Origin of the sequence: Stenotrophomonas rhizophila (assembly GCF_007667275.1) — a bacterium.
Taxonomy (GTDB): Bacteria; Pseudomonadota; Gammaproteobacteria; order Xanthomonadales; family Xanthomonadaceae; genus Stenotrophomonas; species Stenotrophomonas maltophilia_AE.
This window is the reverse complement of record NZ_VDQT01000001.1, coordinates 1,102,057-1,119,157: the sequence shown is the minus strand read 5'-3', so window position 1 is coordinate 1,119,157 and position 17,101 is coordinate 1,102,057. Positions and strand designations below refer to the sequence as shown.

16 protein-coding genes and 1 tRNA gene are annotated in these 17,101 nt (G+C 64.6%); 11 read left to right on the top strand and 6 right to left on the bottom strand.

The annotated features are described in order from the left end of the window. Nucleotides 1–7 precede the first annotated feature (7 nt). The 3 genes from ispH (at nucleotide 8) to FSZ13_RS04800 (ending at nucleotide 3,774) form a co-directional block, all read left to right on the top strand. The gene (gene ispH / locus FSZ13_RS04810) at nucleotides 8–958 is read left to right on the top strand and encodes a 4-hydroxy-3-methylbut-2-enyl diphosphate reductase (protein ID WP_145478248.1); all 951 of its coding nucleotides are present in this window, start codon (nucleotides 8–10) and stop codon (nucleotides 956–958) included. Between the two features lie 249 nt (nucleotides 959–1,207). Then, nucleotides 1,208–3,091 carry a M61 family metallopeptidase gene (locus tag FSZ13_RS04805; protein WP_145478247.1) on the top strand — a complete coding sequence of 628 codons (1,884 nt, stop codon included), beginning with the start codon at nucleotides 1,208–1,210 and terminating at the stop codon, nucleotides 3,089–3,091. Further along, nucleotides 3,088–3,774 carry a lysoplasmalogenase gene (locus FSZ13_RS04800; protein WP_145478246.1) on the top strand — a complete coding sequence of 229 codons (687 nt, stop codon included), beginning with the start codon at nucleotides 3,088–3,090 and terminating at the stop codon, nucleotides 3,772–3,774. Before FSZ13_RS04805 ends, FSZ13_RS04800 begins: the two co-directional genes overlap by 4 nt. A gap of 189 nt (nucleotides 3,775–3,963) precedes the next feature. Here the strand turns inward: FSZ13_RS04800 and treA are convergent, their stop codons facing one another. Further along, nucleotides 3,964–5,580: an alpha,alpha-trehalase TreA gene (gene treA, locus FSZ13_RS04795; protein ID WP_145478550.1), complete on the bottom strand. Its 1,617-nt coding sequence runs from the start codon at nucleotides 5,578–5,580 to the stop codon at nucleotides 3,964–3,966. Nucleotides 5,581–5,725: 145 nt separating this feature from the next. Here treA and FSZ13_RS04790 point away from each other — a divergent pair. From FSZ13_RS04790 to FSZ13_RS04770, 5 genes are all read left to right on the top strand, one after another. After that, nucleotides 5,726–5,801: transfer RNA gene (locus tag FSZ13_RS04790), tRNA-Thr, on the top strand. A 480-nt stretch (nucleotides 5,802–6,281) separates the two neighbouring features. Further along, nucleotides 6,282–6,674, top strand: coding sequence for a hypothetical protein (locus FSZ13_RS04785; protein ID WP_145478245.1), 393 nt, complete (start codon nucleotides 6,282–6,284; stop codon nucleotides 6,672–6,674). Between the two features lie 295 nt (nucleotides 6,675–6,969). Then, on the top strand, nucleotides 6,970–7,482 hold the full coding sequence (locus FSZ13_RS04780; protein ID WP_145478244.1) for a hypothetical protein: 513 nt from the start codon (nucleotides 6,970–6,972) through the stop codon (nucleotides 7,480–7,482). Between the two features lie 180 nt (nucleotides 7,483–7,662). Further along, nucleotides 7,663–7,881, top strand: a complete 219-nt coding sequence (locus tag FSZ13_RS04775; protein WP_145478243.1) for a hypothetical protein — start codon at nucleotides 7,663–7,665, stop codon at nucleotides 7,879–7,881. Beyond that, nucleotides 7,878–8,204 (top strand): hypothetical protein, encoded by a 327-nt coding sequence (locus FSZ13_RS04770; protein ID WP_145478242.1) that lies wholly within the window; start codon nucleotides 7,878–7,880, stop codon nucleotides 8,202–8,204. Before FSZ13_RS04775 ends, FSZ13_RS04770 begins: the two co-directional genes overlap by 4 nt. A gap of 182 nt (nucleotides 8,205–8,386) precedes the next feature. On the opposite strand, the gene FSZ13_RS04765 is transcribed toward FSZ13_RS04770, so the two are convergent. The 4 genes from FSZ13_RS04765 to FSZ13_RS04750 form a co-directional block, all read right to left on the bottom strand. Continuing rightward, nucleotides 8,387–9,601, bottom strand: a complete 1,215-nt coding sequence (locus tag FSZ13_RS04765) for a GGDEF domain-containing protein (protein ID WP_222116591.1) — start codon at nucleotides 9,599–9,601, stop codon at nucleotides 8,387–8,389. Continuing rightward, a complete protein-coding gene (locus tag FSZ13_RS04760) occupies nucleotides 9,598–10,404 on the bottom strand; it encodes an alpha/beta fold hydrolase (RefSeq protein WP_145478241.1) in 807 nt (268 codons plus the stop codon). The genes FSZ13_RS04765 and FSZ13_RS04760 overlap by 4 nt, the downstream gene beginning before the upstream one ends. A 139-nt stretch (nucleotides 10,405–10,543) precedes the next feature. Continuing rightward, on the bottom strand, nucleotides 10,544–11,308 hold the full coding sequence (locus FSZ13_RS04755) for an EAL domain-containing protein (protein ID WP_145478240.1): 765 nt from the start codon (nucleotides 11,306–11,308) through the stop codon (nucleotides 10,544–10,546). Between the two features lie 391 nt (nucleotides 11,309–11,699). Beyond that, nucleotides 11,700–12,305, bottom strand: a complete 606-nt coding sequence (locus FSZ13_RS04750) for a TetR/AcrR family transcriptional regulator (protein WP_145478239.1) — start codon at nucleotides 12,303–12,305, stop codon at nucleotides 11,700–11,702. A gap of 186 nt (nucleotides 12,306–12,491) precedes the next feature. Here FSZ13_RS04750 and FSZ13_RS04745 point away from each other — a divergent pair, with 186 nt between their 5' ends. After that, nucleotides 12,492–13,703, top strand: coding sequence for an MFS transporter (locus FSZ13_RS04745; RefSeq protein WP_313955401.1), 1,212 nt, complete (start codon nucleotides 12,492–12,494; stop codon nucleotides 13,701–13,703). 287 nt (nucleotides 13,704–13,990) lie between these two features. After that, complete coding sequence (locus FSZ13_RS04740) at nucleotides 13,991–14,995, top strand: 2-hydroxyacid dehydrogenase (protein ID WP_145478238.1); 1,005 nt, start codon at nucleotides 13,991–13,993, stop codon at nucleotides 14,993–14,995. Nucleotides 14,996–14,999: 4 nt separating this feature from the next. Here the strand turns inward: FSZ13_RS04740 and FSZ13_RS04735 are convergent, their stop codons facing one another. Continuing rightward, nucleotides 15,000–15,320: a SymE family type I addiction module toxin gene (locus tag FSZ13_RS04735; RefSeq protein ID WP_145478237.1), complete on the bottom strand. Its 321-nt coding sequence runs from the start codon at nucleotides 15,318–15,320 to the stop codon at nucleotides 15,000–15,002. Between the two features lie 735 nt (nucleotides 15,321–16,055). Between FSZ13_RS04735 and cyoA the strand changes: the two genes are divergently transcribed. Continuing rightward, a complete protein-coding gene (gene cyoA, locus FSZ13_RS04730) occupies nucleotides 16,056–17,099 on the top strand; it encodes a ubiquinol oxidase subunit II (RefSeq protein ID WP_145478236.1) in 1,044 nt (347 codons plus the stop codon). Nucleotides 17,100–17,101: the final 2 nt, after the last annotated feature.

Below are 17,101 nucleotides of genomic sequence, written 5' to 3'. Positions count from 1 at the left end.
CTGTCTGATGGATGTGCTGCTCGCCAACCCGCGTGGATTCTGTGCCGGTGTCGATCGTGCGATCGAGATCGTCAAGCGCGCGATCGAAACGCTGGGCGCGCCCATCTACGTGCGCCATGAAGTGGTGCACAACCGCTTCGTGGTGGACGACCTCAAGCAGCGCGGCGCGATCTTCGTCGAGGAACTCGATGAAGTGCCGGATGGCAACACGGTGATCTTCAGCGCGCACGGCGTTTCCCAGGCCGTGCGCCAGGAAGCCGACCGTCGTGGCCTGAAGGTGTTCGACGCCACCTGCCCGCTGGTGACCAAGGTCCACTTCGAAGTGGCGCGCCACTGCCGTGCCGGCCGCGACGTGGTGCTGATCGGCCACGCCGGTCACCCGGAAGTGGAGGGCACCATGGGCCAGTGGAAGCAGGAAGCCGGAAGCGGCAGCATCTACCTGGTGGAAGATGTCGAGCAGGTCGCCACGCTGGTACTGAACCAGCCGGAGAACTTCGCCTACACCACCCAGACCACGCTGTCGGTGGACGACACCCGCGGCATCATCGACGCACTGCGCGAGCGTTTCCCGGCGATGCAGGGCCCGAAGAACGACGACATCTGCTACGCCACCCAGAACCGCCAGGATGCCGTGCGCGACCTGGCCAAGCGCTGCGACCTGGTGCTGGTGGTGGGCTCGCCGAACAGCTCCAATTCCAACCGCCTGAGCGAACTGGCGCGCCGTGATGGCGTGGAAAGCTACCTGATCGACGGCGCCGACGAGATCGACCCGGCGTGGGTGCTGGGCAAGAAGCACATCGGCCTCACCGCGGGTGCGTCCGCACCGCAGGTACTGGTGGACGGCGTGATTGCGCGCCTGAAGGAACTGGGCGCGGGTAACGTGGGCGAGCTGGAAGGCGAGCCCGAGTCGATGGTGTTCGCGTTGCCGAAGGAATTGAGGCTGCGCCTCATTTCCTGATCGGTGTGACGACCAACGGTCGTCACCTACCTGCGATGACGGCCAAGGTTGTCACCTACCCGCGATGACGACCAAGGGTCGTCACCTACCGACCGGTGCGTGGCTTTGCCGTTCGTGGCGTAAATCGCCCGGTAGGTACCGACCGTTGGTCGGTACGCTGTTTCGCACCGAAGACATGACCTTTGGCCATGGGGCTGCACCTCCCCGCAGGTCTAGCATCGATCCTTTCGTATGCCGGAACCGTCTTCGATGAAACTGCGTGCCGCCGTCCTCTCCGTGCTTCTCGCCGCCACCACCACCGGCGTGCACGCGCAGACACCCCCGCCGCAGGACGTCGCCTTCCCGGGCACGCTGCGCATCGACGTCGACGCACGCGACATCGGCCGCCGCATCTTCAAGGTCAAGGCCACCGTTCCCGCCAAGCCTGGCCCGCTGACCCTGCTGTACCCGCAGTGGCTGCCCGGCGCGCATTCCCCCAGCGGCCCCATCGACAAACTCGCCGGCCTGGTGGTCACCGCCAACGGCAAACCGCTGGCGTGGACGCGCGACCCGTACAACGTCTACGCCTTCACCGTGGACGTGCCGCAGGGCGCCAGTGAAGTCGTCGCCAACTTCAACTTCCTCTCCTCGCAGGGCGCAGGGCAGGGCCGCGTGGTGATGACCCCGGAAATGCTCAACCTGCAGTGGAATGCCAACTCGCTGTACCCGACCGGCGTGATCACCCGCAACATCCAGGCCCAGGCCAGCGTCACCCTGCCGCCGGGCTGGTCCTACGCCACCGCGCTGGACACCGAACGCCGCGACGGCGACACCGTGGTGTTCAAGCCGATCAGCTACGACCACCTGGTCGACTCGCCGCTGTTCGCCGGCCGCCACTACCAGCAGTTCGACCTCGACCCCGGCGCCAAGGTGCCCGTGCGCCTGAACGTGTTCGCCGACGACGCCAAGTCGCTGGTGGCCAAGCCCGAACAGCTGCAGGCGCACCGCGCCCTGGTGCAGCAGATCTACAAGCTCTACGGCGCACGCCACTTCGACCGCTACGAATTCCTGCTCGCGCTCACCAGCAAACTCGGCGGCATCGGCCTGGAGCACCAGCGCTCCAGTGAAAACAGCGGCGACACCGGCTACTTCACCGACTGGGACAAGACCTGGCTGGGCCGCGACCTGCTGCCGCACGAGTTCAACCATTCCTGGAACGGCAAGTACCGTCGTGGCGCCGACCTGACCACCGCCAACTTCAACGTGCCCATGGGCGACAGCCTGCTGTGGCTGTACGAAGGCCAGACCCAGTTCTGGGGCCACGTGCTGGCCGCGCGCTCGGGCCTGTGGAGCAACGACCAGACCCGCGACATGCTGGCCAACGTCGCCGCCACCTACGACCGCGGTCGCCCCGGCCTGGCCTGGCGCAACCTGCAGGACACCACCAACGACCCCACCATCGCCCAGCGCCGCGCGCTGGCGTACCGCAACTACCAGATGAGCGAGGACTACTACTCCGGCGGTCAGATGGTGTGGCTGGAGGTGGAGGGCAAGCTGCGTGCGCTGACCGGCAACAAGCGCAGCCTGGATGACTTCGCCAAGGCCTTCTTCGGCATGCACGACGGCGACTGGAACGTGAACCCATATACCTTCGAGGACGTCGTCAGCACCTTGAACGGCATCGCCCCGTTCGACTGGGCCAGCTTCCTGCGCGAGCGCCTGGACGGCCATGGCCCGCTCATCGGCGGCCTGGAAGCGGCCGGCTGGAAGCTGGTCTACACCGACACCCCGAACGACGCCTTCAAGGCGCAGGAAACCCGCGCCAAGAACACCAACCTGCTGTACTCGCTGGGTCTGGCGGTTACCGAAGCGGGCGCCGTCACCGACGTGCTGTGGGACAGCCCCGCCTTCAACGCCGGCCTGGCCCCGGGCATGAGCGTGCTGGCGCTCAACGGCCGCGTGTTCAAAGGCGAGGACCTGAAGGACGCCGTCGCCGCCGCCAAAACCGACAAGGCACCGCTCACCCTGCTGGTGCGCAACTTCGACCGCATCGACACCATCAAGCTCGACTACCACGGCGGCCTGCAGTACCCCACGCTGCAGCGCATCGCCGGCAAGCCCGACCGCCTGGCCGAGCTCTGGAAAGCGCGATGAACCCGCGCCGCGACGTGCCGATCCTGCTGGCGGCGATAGCCGCCATCGTCGGCGCGTCGCTCGACGGCGACGGCCGCTGGCTGCACTGGATAGCCAAGCCGCTGACCACGCTACTGATAGCAGCCATGGTCCTGCGTAGTGCCGGCCTCTGGCCGGCAACCGACACACCCTCCGCCAGCCGCACCTACGCCCGTACCATCCTGCTAGGCATGGTGTTCTCCTGCATGGGCGACATCTTTCTGATGCTGCCCTTCGACGCCTTCGTACCTGGCTTGATCGCCTTCCTCCTCGCCCACCTCTGCTACATCGTCGTGTTCCGCGCCGGGTTCAGGACAGGGCGCGCGCTGTGGGCGGCCGGCGCCCTGCTGGCTGTGTTCGCCGGCATCAACCTCGCAGGCCTATGGCCGCTGCTACCCAACGACCTGCGTATTCCAGTCGTGGTCTACGTAGCGGTGCTCGCCCTGATGGCCACACTGGCACTCGCCCGCGCGTGGTCGCATGCATCGACCACCGCACCAGCACTGCAAGGCGCGCGATGGGCCGCCATCGGCGCAATCCTGTTCGTCATCAGCGACTCCGTACTAGCCTGGGACCGCTTCGGCGGCGGCCTCCCAGCCGCAACCCTGTGCGTACTTAGCACCTACTACGCAGCGCAATACTGCATAGCCCGCTCGGTCCGATAACGTCTCGCACGCACCTGTTGGCATGACCGGGGTTGGACGACTGGCATCACTGCCTGCATGACGCGGCCGTGGTGGCGGCTTTACCCGTGCTGCCGTGACCCTGGTAGGGTCGGTTCCCAAACGACCGCCGACCAACTCCGCGACCTCTTTAACGCATGACCCCAGCTGGGCACGCGCTCTTGCCCCTGCTCACTCCCCAACATCCCCCGCCGACTCACACCGCTTCCCTTCATCACACAACCGATCCAACAACGCCAACGCCACCCCATTGCTCCACCCAAACCCATCCTGCAACGGGTACTCCCCACCACCACCACCACCCGCCGACCCGTCCACCACATACTTCTCCACCAGCTTCCCCTCACGGTCATACACCGTCTGCACCGTCCGCAGGAACCGCACGCCAATCTGCCGCGCCAACGCATCCTGCTTGTAACGCTGCAACCCATCCACCGCCACCCACTGCAATGGCGCCCACCCATTCGGCGCATCCCACTGCTGTCCGGTGTTCTCGGTGGTGGTCAACAACCCGCCCTCGCGCACCAGCTGCGCCTCCACCGCCTGCGCGGTCCGCTTCGCCTGCACCGGGCTCGCCACCTGCAGCCACAACGGGAACAACGCAGCGGCAGTCAGGGCAGGGCGGGGCGCACCACGTTCAAGATCACGATCGGCATACCAGCCCTGCCGCTCATCCCACAGCAGCGCGTTGATCGCCCGCTTGCGCTGTTCCGCCTGCCGCGCGAAATCCCGCGCAACCGAACGCTCCCCCGCTGCGCGACCCGCCCGCGCAATCGTCGTCTCCAGATGGAACAGCAGACTGTTCAGATCCACCGGCACGATCTCCGTGGTGTGGATGCTGCCCAGCTCCGCCGGATGCATCAGCCACCGCGAACTGAAATCCCACCCCGATTCCGCCCCGGCCCGCAGATCGCGATACACCTGCGAAGGCGCGCGATCCGCCACCGTGGCCGCCGTCGCCAGGTCATCCGTCCACGACTCGGTCCGCGGCACCGCCCGCGCATCCCAATACCGGTTGAGCACGCTGCCATCGTTCATCCGCACCACCCGCTCACTGGCGGCACCGGGCGCCAAACCTTCCGCCCCACGCATCCAGAACGCATGCTCGGTGCGCAGCTGCGGCAGATACCGGCGATACGCGTCATCCCCCTCATGCGTAGCCAGCAGATCCACCATCAAACTGAAGAACGGCGGCTGCGACCGGCTCAGGTAATAGCTGCGGTTGCCGTTGGGAATATGCCCGTACTGGTCCAGCTGCCACGCGAAGTTGTCCACCATGTCGCGCACCTGCTGCCACCGGCCATTGGACGCCAGGCCGAGCAGGGTGAAGTAGCTGTCCCAGTAGTACACCTCGCGGAAACGCCCGCCGGGCACCACATACGGCTTGGGCAGCGGCAGCAGCGAACCGCGCGGGTCCACGGTGTCGGTGGTCCGGGTCAGCACCGGCCACAGCCCTTCGATATGCGCGCGCAGGGTTTCCCCGGCGGGCGGCACGTAGGCCGCGCCTTCCACGGGCGCCGTGAAGTGCTTGGCGACGAACGCGTCCAGCGAGTAGCCCGGATGCCCCTTTTCGGCCTCCCACGCGGCAAGGATCGTGCCGGGATCTGCCATGGGAACGGCGTCCGCGAAGGTCTTCTGGTCTTTGAACAGGTGCGCGCCCTGGACCTGCTGGAACAGCGGCTGCCATTGCTGGTCCGGCGGCGCGGGAGTGGGGGACTCGGCGATCGCCGGGGAAGTACACAGCAGGGAAGCAAGCAGCAGGCCGGCCAGACGGGTGCAGGGGCGCATGGGGCTCTCCAGAGGGCAACGGGCCCACTGTAGGGCCGGGGGCGTCAACGCCCGGTGCCCCGGATGCCAGGCAGGGCCGGCCTTCCGGGAGGAGGGGGTCCCGCAATTGACCGCCTGACCCGCTCCCCTTAGAATTGCCTGCTCAGCCGGAATAGCTCAGTTGGTAGAGCGGCGCATTCGTAATGCGTAGGTCGTAGGTTCGATTCCTATTTCCGGCACCAGTTCAGCAGAAAGCCCCGGCCTCGGTCGGGGCTTTTTGTGTTGGATGCATTCGGAACCTGTTGATCGGAAAAGGCGTCCGTGCCGGGGGCGAATTCGTGCAGGGGTCGTTACGGTTTGGTTGAGGTGCTCAATCCCAACTGTCCAAGGGGCGATGAGCTCGCCGCAGGGTTCGCCTGCGTGCAGGCGGTGGGCGCGATGCAGGGCTAGGAAGCGCGCCAGCATCCCGTAACCAAATAACTTGGCCAGCGGCCTTTTCCTCAAGCGCGACGGCGGCAGGCCGATGTACATGACGCTTGAGCTACTTCATGGCCGCAAGGTTGCGGACATGCAGTAGGCGAGGTGACTTGTCAGACGACTGATCTGGGTCCACATCGCGCCCTTTGCAGTTCGCCCTTTCCGTCCCCTGCAAAGCTGCCCAAGCGCCCAGTCTACAAACGCCAAACCGCTCACACTTCGCAAACCTTGGACACCCGCCCCAAATGAACGACCAGCTTCTGAAAGCCTTCGCACCAACCTTTGCAATCACCGCCTTAAACGTGTTCCTCATGCGTTACGGGCGCCTGCTACTGGCTGTGCCCATCATCTGGGGCGGGGCATGGATGGCCGACCACGCCAACGTACATGAATCAGGCGGTGCGTTCTTAGGAGGCCTGGGTGGCCTCGCAGCGATCATCTACCCAATCTACCTGCTCGCCTCGCTGGTTCAAGCACTGCAGCGATTCCGTGCGATCTGGCGCAATACAACGACGCAGTTCCTGTCTTGCCTGTCCTACGATCAGGTGTGCTATCTCATGGGCGGGCCAAAATCGGAGCGGGTAGCCGTGGTGGCGTCGTTCGGGCGCCAACTGGTGGACACTGCACAGGCACGGTAGTTGCAACCGCAGGTCACGAACAAAAAGGAAACATAGGAGCGCCTTTCGGGCAGTTAGGGGTTCCTCGTCTCTAACGCTGCAGCACTGACGGGACAAGGCTGATGTGCGCAACCGAAGTCGCGCGCTGTAGTAGCCTTTAAAAGAAGGTTGACATGCATTTTTGATTCCTATTTCCGGCACCAGTTCAGCAGAAAGCCCCGGCCTTGGTCGGGGCTTCTTGTTTGTGCCGAGGCGGCAGCCGCGTTTACGTAGAGACGTTTCTGTCGATGTTGCTCGTTGATAGAAGTATTTCTGCTTGTTTTCGCATTTCTCCAAGCCTCGAACAGCGGCTATCATCGCGAATCCGCACTGTGGTCTTGTTGGTGATTTTCTGAACGCCGCTCTGTTGCTTATCCGGTTCATCCTGCTTATCCGCCGGTTTGCTCTGCTGGCCAGCTTGCTCCTGCTGCTTTCTGGAGCCGTTTCCGCCTTCAGGGATTTCCCGGATACCGGTGAGGTTTTGTTGACGGGCGGAGGTCTGCTGGTGGCCTGGTTCCTGCTTGGATGGGGCGCTGCCGGCGTGGCTACCGCTGCAGATCGCTTGGAGCGCAGGCGTAACCCGGAATTGGCAGCCGAGCTCGACTGGATGATGGCCGTGGGCCCTCTTCTCCGCGATCCGGCCCGGCCACAGGCGGACACTCCTGAGCGCGAGATGGAGCTCCGCATGGCCGATGCAATGATTGCGGGGCACAACATCGATGACACCTGCGTGCGTCGCATGGCTGCTCAGGTCGTGAGTGAATTTCAGCGTCGAGACCGCGCAGCATAGGCGTCTTCTGCGCTCTGGAATCTGCTTGCGGAAGGTGCCGGAACCACCGTCCTTGGCTGCGGCCATCCGATTGTGAGCTACGTCGTGCCAGGCTCTGCTCGGCATCCCCCCGGCCGCGGGGAACGCACGAGTGCTTCAGGACTCACCGAGGATCCTTGAGGCGATTTGAAGCGAGCTACAATGCAGGCAATCGCTTACGCCAGAACGAAGATGGATGCCATGATTGTCGATAAGGGTGGTATGTACGGCGCGTCTGGATGGGCCACCCACGCAGCCGATCTGCGTGGCCGGCTCGAAAATATTGCCGCGATGATCTCTCTCGGAAACAAGCTGGGATGTGACATGAGTGCTGAGATGGCTGCCGCCGCAGGGCTGTACCTGCCGGGTAGGCCGCTATGAAGATCAATGTGGATTTTTCAGTATCTACTTCCGGTGGCGAGGCAATTGGTAACGTTGTTGGTGATTTGGACTTTGCCGTTGAACCAATGATTGGCGACACGATTTCGTTGATGTGTGCGCCGACAGGCAGCGTTATTCCAGGTGGACATGAATCCGGCGGGCTATTGAAAGTGGATGTGAGAATCATCAGCCCCGGGCAAGGTCAATATCCCTTAGCCATCATGCTCAGTGATATGGTCGCCGGAACACGAGAGCAGGCTGTGAGCTTGATGAGTTATTTGGAGGCCGAGTTCGGTCTGCAAGCCAACTTTTATGATCATTAGTGGCAGAAGTTTTAAAATAGCCCCGGCCTAGGCCGGGCCTTTTGTCGGGAGCGGAGGCAGTGCGGATTACCCGCCTGCCGCGGCCTCACTCCACCGCCATGCTAACCCGGTTACGCCCACCCGCCTTGGCCCGGTAAAGCGCCTCATCCGCGCGCGCGATCAATTCGGCCAGCAGCGGTTGGTCACTCCCCGGCAGCGCTTCGCCCAGCGCTGCCCCGATGCTCACCGTCACATTGATGCGCATCGCCAACATCAATCGGCGTGGCGGACACGGCCTGGCGCATCCGCTCGGCCACCGCGGGCGCATCCTCGACAGCAGGCGCCGCCAGCAACGCGACAAACTCCTCCCCGCCAAAGCGCGCGAAGAGGTCGCGCTCGCGCAGCGCTTCCCGGCAGCGCTTGGCTACTACCTTCAGCACTTCATCGCCCGCAGGATGGCCGTGGCTGTCGTTGATCCTCTTGAAATGGTCGACGTCGACCATCAGCACCGCCACCGAATGGCCGGTGGCTTCGCGCGCGGCGATGATCTGCGCAGAACGCTCTTCGAAGTGGCGCCGGTTGGGAATGCCGGTCAACGGGTCGGAGGCGGCCAGGCGGCGCAGCTCGGCGGCCATCAGCAGTTCGGCGGTCACGTCGGTGAACAGCCAGATGCGGCCATACTCGCCGTTCCCGCGAACGGGATGGGTATCCACCTCGATCGTGCGTTCGCCCAGCGCCCAGTTCAAGGTGGAAGCGAAACTGACATTGCCCACCTGCGCGCCGTACGCCTGCTCAAGCTCGGCGTGGTTGTCGCACCGCTGCCGAAGGGTACGCATGGGTTCGGCAAGGTCGCGTGCGCGGTGGTTACCGGGCGGGCAGCCCAGAAGGTCAGCCGCACGCTCGTTGATCACCGCGCTGACGCCGTCGCCTTCCATCAGCACGATCCCGGCGGGCACGCTCTCGACCAGATCGATGAACTGGTTCTGCACCGTCACTTCGCGCAGCTTTTCGCGCCGGGCTGACAGCAGCCGGGCCACGCTCGTGGCCAGCAGCGGAACCTGTGGGGTCAACTGCGTGGCGGACGGCTCGCCTTTCCACAGCACCAGCAGGCCGCTCAGCGGTGCGCCAAGGGACGGCGCGGGCACGAACAGCAGCCTAGCCGGTGGACCGTTCAATCCATGCAGCAGGGCCGTGGGCAGGCGGAATCCGGCGGCAGCCACCGCTTCGCCCGACCAGCCGTGCTCCAAGATGCCGCTACGGGCCAGGCTGAATCCGGAAAACGGCATGGCCGGGAACGAAGCGGCCCAGCCCGCCCAGCCATTCGCTTCGATCTCCACCGCCATGACCAGGTCCGCACCGGAAGCGAGCTGGGCGAAGTGGCACAGGCCGGCGAGGGCGTCGCTGTCGGCAGTGCTCATGCCGCGTTGGCCGCCAGGCGGCGCTCGAGGATGCGGACGACTTCATCGGGGGCGGTCATGTGTGGAAGATGCCCCTCGGCATCGATGACATCCAGCGTGGCGGTCGGGATGGCCGCTTCCAGCCAATGACCCACCTGCACCGGCACGGCCATGTCGACCGCGGTCTGGATCACATGCACGGGGCGGGTCAGCTGCGCGGCCAGCGAACGCATATCGGAGTTGAAGATCGTGCGCGAGGTATTGAGCGCGATGTCCGGCCGCATCTGGAACAGCGTGCGCGAGAAGTCGGCCACCACCTGCCCGTTGTCCACGCCGACTACCATCGGCGCGAACCCCGCCACCCAGGCTTGGTAATTGGCGCTCATGCTGTCGAACAGGTTCTCCAGATCCGCTGCCTGGAAGCCGCCGGTGTAGCCGGTGTCATCCAGGTAACGCGGCGAAGCCCCCACGGTGACCAGCCGGTCGAACAGTTCCGGGCGAGCCACGGCGGCAACCGCACCGATCATGCCGCTCATGGAGTGGCCGACGTACACGCAGTCGCGCAATGCCAGGTCGTCCATGATCTCCAGCAGGTCGTCGGCATAGCCGAACAACGAACCATGCCGGTCGAAGTCGTAGGTGTCCGCGCCGTTGGGTCCGCAGCCGGCGAGGTCGAACGACACTACGTCGTAGCGCTCCTCGAACCATGGGCGCAGGGCGCTCCACGCGGTCTGGTCGGTTCCGAAGCCGTGGGCGAGGATGGCAACCTGACTGCCCTTGCCGCTACGGCGGCCGTTGAATCTTTCAAAGCTGTTCACGCACATCCAGTCATGGGCATTCGGCAGCTGCCGATACTAGGCCAGGCTGGCATGCGGGTCCATGACACATCTGCGCGCGCGGCGGTTTGGGGCGACCGCTGTTAACCTCGGCGTCAGGGCCGCGGTTCGAAGCCTAACCGCGCCGTCAGACACCCCAGGGAATGTCGGCCTCGCCGGCGGCCTGCTCGAATCGTGGGCGGCCGAACCAGTAGCCCTGCATCAGGCGGATGCCGAGATCGGACAGGCATCGCGCCTCATCCGCGGTTTCGATTCCTTCGGCGATCACCTCGATATCCAGCTCGTCGCACATGGAGATCACCCCAGCCACGATGGCGCGTCGTGACCGGCTATGGTCGATGCCGCGGATCAACGCCATATCCAGCTTGACAATATCCGGGTGGAAATCAGCCAGCAGGTTGAGGCCGGCAAAGCCAGCGCCGAAATCATCGATGGCCGTCTTGAAGCCGATGCGTTTGTACTCGCTCAGGATCTCGGCCAGCCATTTGCCGTCGCTGACCCGCTCCCCCTCCACGGTTTCAAAAATGATCCGCTCTACCGGAAAGCCATACCGCTCGGCCGCCTGCAGGGTGGACCGAATGCAGACCTCCGGCCGATAGATGGCATTGGGCAGGAAATTGATCGAAAGACAGGACGACAGCTGCAACCCGGCCGCAATACGGATGGCCTTCTCACGGCACGCTTGATCGAACGAATAGCGGTTGTCGGCGGTCACGCGCGACAGCACCGTGTCGGCAGGTTCGCCCGCCGGACCGCGTACCAGTGCTTCGTGCGCGAACACCTTGTGCGCTTGTATGTCGACAATGGGCTGGAACGCGTAGCTGAAGTCGAACTGCAGCGGCTCCGCATCGCGGCACAAGGCACATCCGGCACGCGTGGGGGGAGAGGGCATGCAGTGGGGGTCCGTCGTCAGGTCAGGCAGAAAGCATAGCCGATGCCCCATCAGGCGCATGTGGATGCCGCGCCGCTGGCGTCCCGCCGGCAACCCACTGTGGCAGGGTCAGGGTCAGCTGCCGGGTGCTTGTTCGCGCTTCCACCAGTTGGCACGTCCTTTCCCGGTGCGCCGCGCATGCTCCCTGCGTTGGGCCTCCCGTTGCTCGAGTGGTGAGCGCTGGTCCGGCCCCATGAACAGGTGTCCAAACATCTCAGGGCGCTCGGCGCGGTGGTTCGATGGTTCGTTGGGGGTGCTGTGGTCGTGAACTGTGCTCATGGCGCAGATCGTAGTGTCGGCCAGAGTCACAGGTTGAGACGGGTGATGTGCCGCCAGGGGCGCCGCGGGTGACTCAGTGAGCGTCCCAAACCACCATCAACCGCTGGATGGCGGCATCCATGGCCTTGAAGCCCAAGCCATCGCGGGCCAGCGTGGTTAGGCCCAGCAGGAAGCTGTCGAACACGAACGCCAGCGAAGCCGCGTCGGTTCCCGGCTTGAGATCGCCGCTGGCAATGGCGCGGTCCACGCAGGCCCGGATGCCGGCACGCGTATGGGCGCGTGAGCGGGTAAGCGGCGCGGTCAGGGCCGAAAGCTCCGGCGATGGCGCGCTCATCACTCCCAGCGCGACCATGCAGCCCTTGGGGTGGCCGCGCTCGCACTGCATCTTCGCCGAGCGGCGCAACGCGAGCTCCACCGCCTCCCGGGGAGCCAACGAGGCGTCCCACAGGCAGTGGGTCACTTTCGCGAAGGTGGCCAGGTAGCGCTCCATGCATTCCTTGAACAGCGCTTCCTTCGACCCGAACGCCGCATAGAAGCTGGGCGCAGTGATGCCGCCCCCGATTGCAGCCTTCAGCTGGGTCAACGAGGTGGATTCATAGCCCTGTTCCCAGAACAGGTGAAGCGCCTCCTCGACGGCAGTATCGCGGTCGAAGCTGCGGGGTCTGCCCATCTGTGCCATGGCGTGCTCCGGTGTTGACATAAATACTAGTCGATACAGAAAGTGTTGACAACGCGACCATCCCAGGACTATATATACCGAACGATACATAACGCAGGCATTGACAGTGGCGCCTGTTTTTTTTGGCTCACATATGTACCGATAGGTATTGATGTGACCCGGCTAGCCCCCGATGAAGGAACCTGTGTGAGCTCTTCCACCACATCCCCCCACGACGAACCTCCTGCGCCACTTCCCATCGCCGCGCTGCTGGCGCTGGCGATGACCGGTTTCATCTGCATCGTGACCGAAACCCTGCCGGCAGGGCTGCTGCCGCTCATGTCCGCCGGTCTCGACATCACCTCCGCGATGGCGGGCCAAACCGTCACCGCCTACGCGCTGGGATCGGTGCTGGCTGCGATACCGCTGACCATCGCGACGCAGAAGTGGCGCCGGCGCAACGTACTGCTGCTCACCATCGTCGGATTCCTGGTGTTCAACTCGATTACCGCGCTTTCCAGCGATTACAGCCTTACCCTGGTGGCGCGATTTTTTGCCGGCGCGGCGGCGGGCCTGGCATGGAGCCTGCTGGCGGGGTACGCCCGGCGCATGGTTCAGCCCGAGCAGCAGGGAAGGGCCATGGCCATTGCCATGGTGGGTACGCCCATCGCTCTCTCGCTGGGCGTTCCGCTGGGAACCTGGATGGGCGGCCTGCTGGGCTGGCGGACGGCGTTTGCCGCGATGTCCGCGTTCACCATCATCCTTATCGTGTGGGTGCTGGTGAAAGTCCCGGATTACCCGGGTCAGTCGGCCGCGAAGCGTGTGTCACTGCGCAAGGTGCTCGGCACTCCCGGGGTGCGGCCCGTGCTTGCCACTGTGATGGCCTGGATGCTGGCGCACAACATCGTGTACACCTACGTGGCGCCGTTTGCCGCCCACGCCGGCCTGGGGAACCGCGTGGACGTGCTGTTGCTGATCTTCGGCGTCGCCGCGCTGGCAGGTATCGGCATGACGGGCCGGCTGGTAGAGCGTCACCTGCGCAGTACCGTCCTGGTTTCACTGGCGACGTTCTTCCTGATCTGCGTCGTGCTGGCGCTGCTGCAGGGGCTGCAACCGGTGGTCTATGCCTGCGTGGCGGTCTGGGGACTGACCTTCGGCGGCGCAGCGACGCTGCTGCAGACCGCGTTGGCCGACAGCGCAGGGGAGGGCGCGGATGTGGCGCTGTCACTCAATGTCGTGGCCTGGAACAGCGTCATCGCTGGCGGGGGCATGCTGGGCGGCGTGCTGCTGGAGCAATGGGGCGCACAGACCTTTCCCGCCGCCATGGCCGCGCTGCTGGCGATCGGATTCTGCATTGCATGGCGTGCGCGGGCGCATGGATTTGCCGCCGGCAAGCGCTCGGTTGTAGCCGGGCATTGATCGACCGCCAGGCCTTGATCGGTGATTGTTGCAGCCCAGCGACACCGCCGCGCAGCCCCGGCCGCGCGGCGGCGACCTGTGCGACGAGCAGCATCACCACGACATCCAGACCCATCGTATCCATGATGGGAACCAGCGGCAGCAGGTCTGGATTGCAGGCAACCTGCAGGACCAGCACGGTGGTGGCGGCCGTCAGCAGGCGCTTGCGCCAAAGGGGTTGCATGGGCGTTCCTATCCTGGGCGGGGTTCTGGTCTACTGGGCATCACGCTTGCCCAAGGTTACCCCCATGAAAACCGCCGTTTTCAGTGCCCGCCCGTACGACCGCCATTTCCTTGATGAAGCGAATGCGCGCGACCACGCCGGGCAGGGGTTCGAGCTGGTCTATTTCGATGCGGCGCTGGACGCCACGACCGCCGGCCTGGCCCAGGGTTTCGACGCGGTCTGCGTATTCGTCAATGACCGTCTGGACGCGCCCGTGCTGCGGGCCCTGCATGGGCTGGGGGTGCGGGCCATCCTGCTGCGCTGCGCGGGGTTCAACAACGTGGATCTGGTGGCTGCCGCGGAACTGGGACTGCTGGTGGCACGGGTGCCGGCTTACTCGCCGGAGGCGGTGGCCGAGCATGCGCTGGCGCTGATCATGACCCTCAACCGGCACACCCACCGCGCCTACAACCGGGTGCGCGAGGGCAACTTCATGTTGGATGGGCTGCTGGGCCGAACCCTGCACGGCAAGACCGTGGGCATCGTGGGCACCGGCAAGATCGGGCTGGCGACGGCGCGTATTTTCAAGGGAATGGGCTGCACGGTGCTGGGCAACGATCCCTACCCGTCGCCTGGATTCTCGGCGGTGGGCGAGCACGTGGCGCTGGAGGAACTGCTGGCCCGCTCGGACATCGTGTCCCTGCATTGCCCGCTTACGCCTGAAACCCATCACCTGATCAACGAGGAATCGCTGGCATTGATGAAGCCGGGCGCGATGCTGGTGAATACCTCGCGCGGTGGACTGGTCAACACCGATGCCGTGGTGCGCGCGCTCAAGTCGCGCCATCTGGGGCATCTGGCCATCGACGTCTACGAACAGGAAAGCGCGCTGTTCTTCCAGGACCTGTCCGGGGAGATCATCGACGATGACCTGTTCCAGCGCCTGATGACCTTCCCGAATGTACTGGTGACCGGTCACCAGGGATTCTTTACCGTGGAGGCGCTGCAGGAGATCTGCAGCATCACCCTGCGCAATTTGGCCGACGTCGCCAGCGGGGTGGAGTGCCGCAACCGGGTGATGGCGGGCTGACCGGCTAGCGATCCACCACTTCGGCGTATCGCACGACGGGCTTCTTGGGCTCTTCCTTGGCGACGGTGGCGGGGTCGCCGGTCCAGAGCGGCCTGAGGATGATCTGGTCGGGCGTGGCCTCGATCCGCACCTGCAGGCCCACGGTGAAGCCGAAGGTTCGCAGCCAGGCGCCGCTGAGCGTGATCATGGGGAAGGGGCCGAACTTGTCCCGGTTGAGTTCGCTGATCTGCGGCATGGCGCGGATGTTGTGGTGGTAGTGCGGCGTGTAGCGGGGCAGGCGGGGAGGGGTGTCCTCTTCTGGCGCCTCGGCTGGATTGTGGGTCATGCGCTTGCCTCCTTGAGGGGAAATGGCCCTCGCCGGTAAGGGCGAGGGCGTCGGGAGGTCAAAACCGTGCAAGTCAGACGGCGGGCGTATTCCCCCGTGAAGGGTCTTGTATTAGCCGCCCTCCCGACATGGGGTATCCACTAGTTTCGACTTGCGGAGTTTTGCGCTCCGTGGGCGACCTTGGAGGAGGTGGCCGGATCGAGGCAAGGTGATTGTTTCTGTTGGAATTTGCGTTTCGATAGGCGAGGCCTACCGCTTGTCGGGTATGGCGCGTGCAGCGCGCCGGATGGCGCATATAGATGTGAGCGCGGGCACATATTTCGTCGGTCCGCAGACGTCACACCGCGCGCTGGGCGATAATCCAGCAGGTCGCAATCGGACCGATCATCCGGAACCCGCGACGTAGAGCCGGGCTCTGCCCGGCTGCCGTTCGCATGGACCCGGGCACCGCGCTGGCCGGGCAGAGCCCGGCGCTACGGGTTCTTGTCTATACATGACTGGCTGACTGTGCCGAATTCGGCGATCTGCCCGGTGTGCGACAACGTGTCGCAGCTGTTTCCGGGCCTTTCCTGCGCCAGATCATTGTCAATGCCTTTCTTAAATGGTGCGTGACGGCATAAAATTAGAGGGCTGACATGTTTGTCCTCTGCGCCGTCCCCCCCTGGGCTGGCGCAGCCGGCTTTGGCCGGTGGGGATGGGCGTGAGAAGGCATTCCCTACGCAATTGGATCGACCGATGATTCCGTTGAAATCCCTTGGGCGCTGGCTGCGCCCGGGCCTGCTGTTGGCGTTGTCCGTGTTCATGACGGGCTGCAGTTCGGCCATTCTGGCCCCGAAGGGCCAGGTCGGCCATGACCAGAAGACCCTTCTGATCACGGCCACCGTGCTGATGCTGCTGGTCGTCGTGCCGGTCATCATCATGACCCTCACCTTCGCCTGGAAGTACCGTGCCAGCAACACCAAGGCCCGTTACGAGCCGAAGTGGTCGCATTCCACCGCGATCGAAGTGGTCGTCTGGTCGATCCCGTGCATGATCGTGCTGGTGCTGGCCGTGCTGACCTGGCGCTCCTCGCACTCGCTGGACCCGTACCGTCCGCTGGAGTCCGAGACCAAGCCGGTGGTGATCGAAGCCATTTCGCTGGACTGGAAGTGGTTGTTCATCTACCCGGAAGAGAACATCGCGACGGTCAACGAAATCACCTTCCCGGTGAACACGCCGCTGAACTTCAAGATCACGTCCGATTCGGTGATGAATGCCTTCTTCATCCCGCACCTGGGCAGCATGATCTACTCGATGACCGGGATGGAGACCAAGCTCCACCTGATCGCCAACGAGACCGGCACCTTCCCGGGCATGTCCTCGCACTACAGCGGCGCGGGCTTCAGCAAGATGCATTTCGACGCCAACTCGGTGACCCCCGAGGAGTACCAGGCGTGGCTGGCCAAGGTGCGTGCGCAGAGCACCCCGATGGACCAGGCCGCGTTTGCCGCGCTGGTGGATGACAAGAACCACGACTGGCACCCGGTGACCTACTTCGGTACCACCGAAACCGGCCTGTTCGACTGGGTCGTTGCCCGCCACATGGGCGACAACCAGCACTACGGCATGGACCACAAGGCCATGGACCACAAGGCGATGTCGCACGGCGCCGCTGGCGAAAGCCACGAAGGCCACGAGATGCCGGCCGGTGCCCATGACATGCCGGCCGAACATGCCGGACACACTGCAGACGAGCACGCCGCCGCCGGTCACACCGGCCACGCAGGCTCGGGAGAATAAGC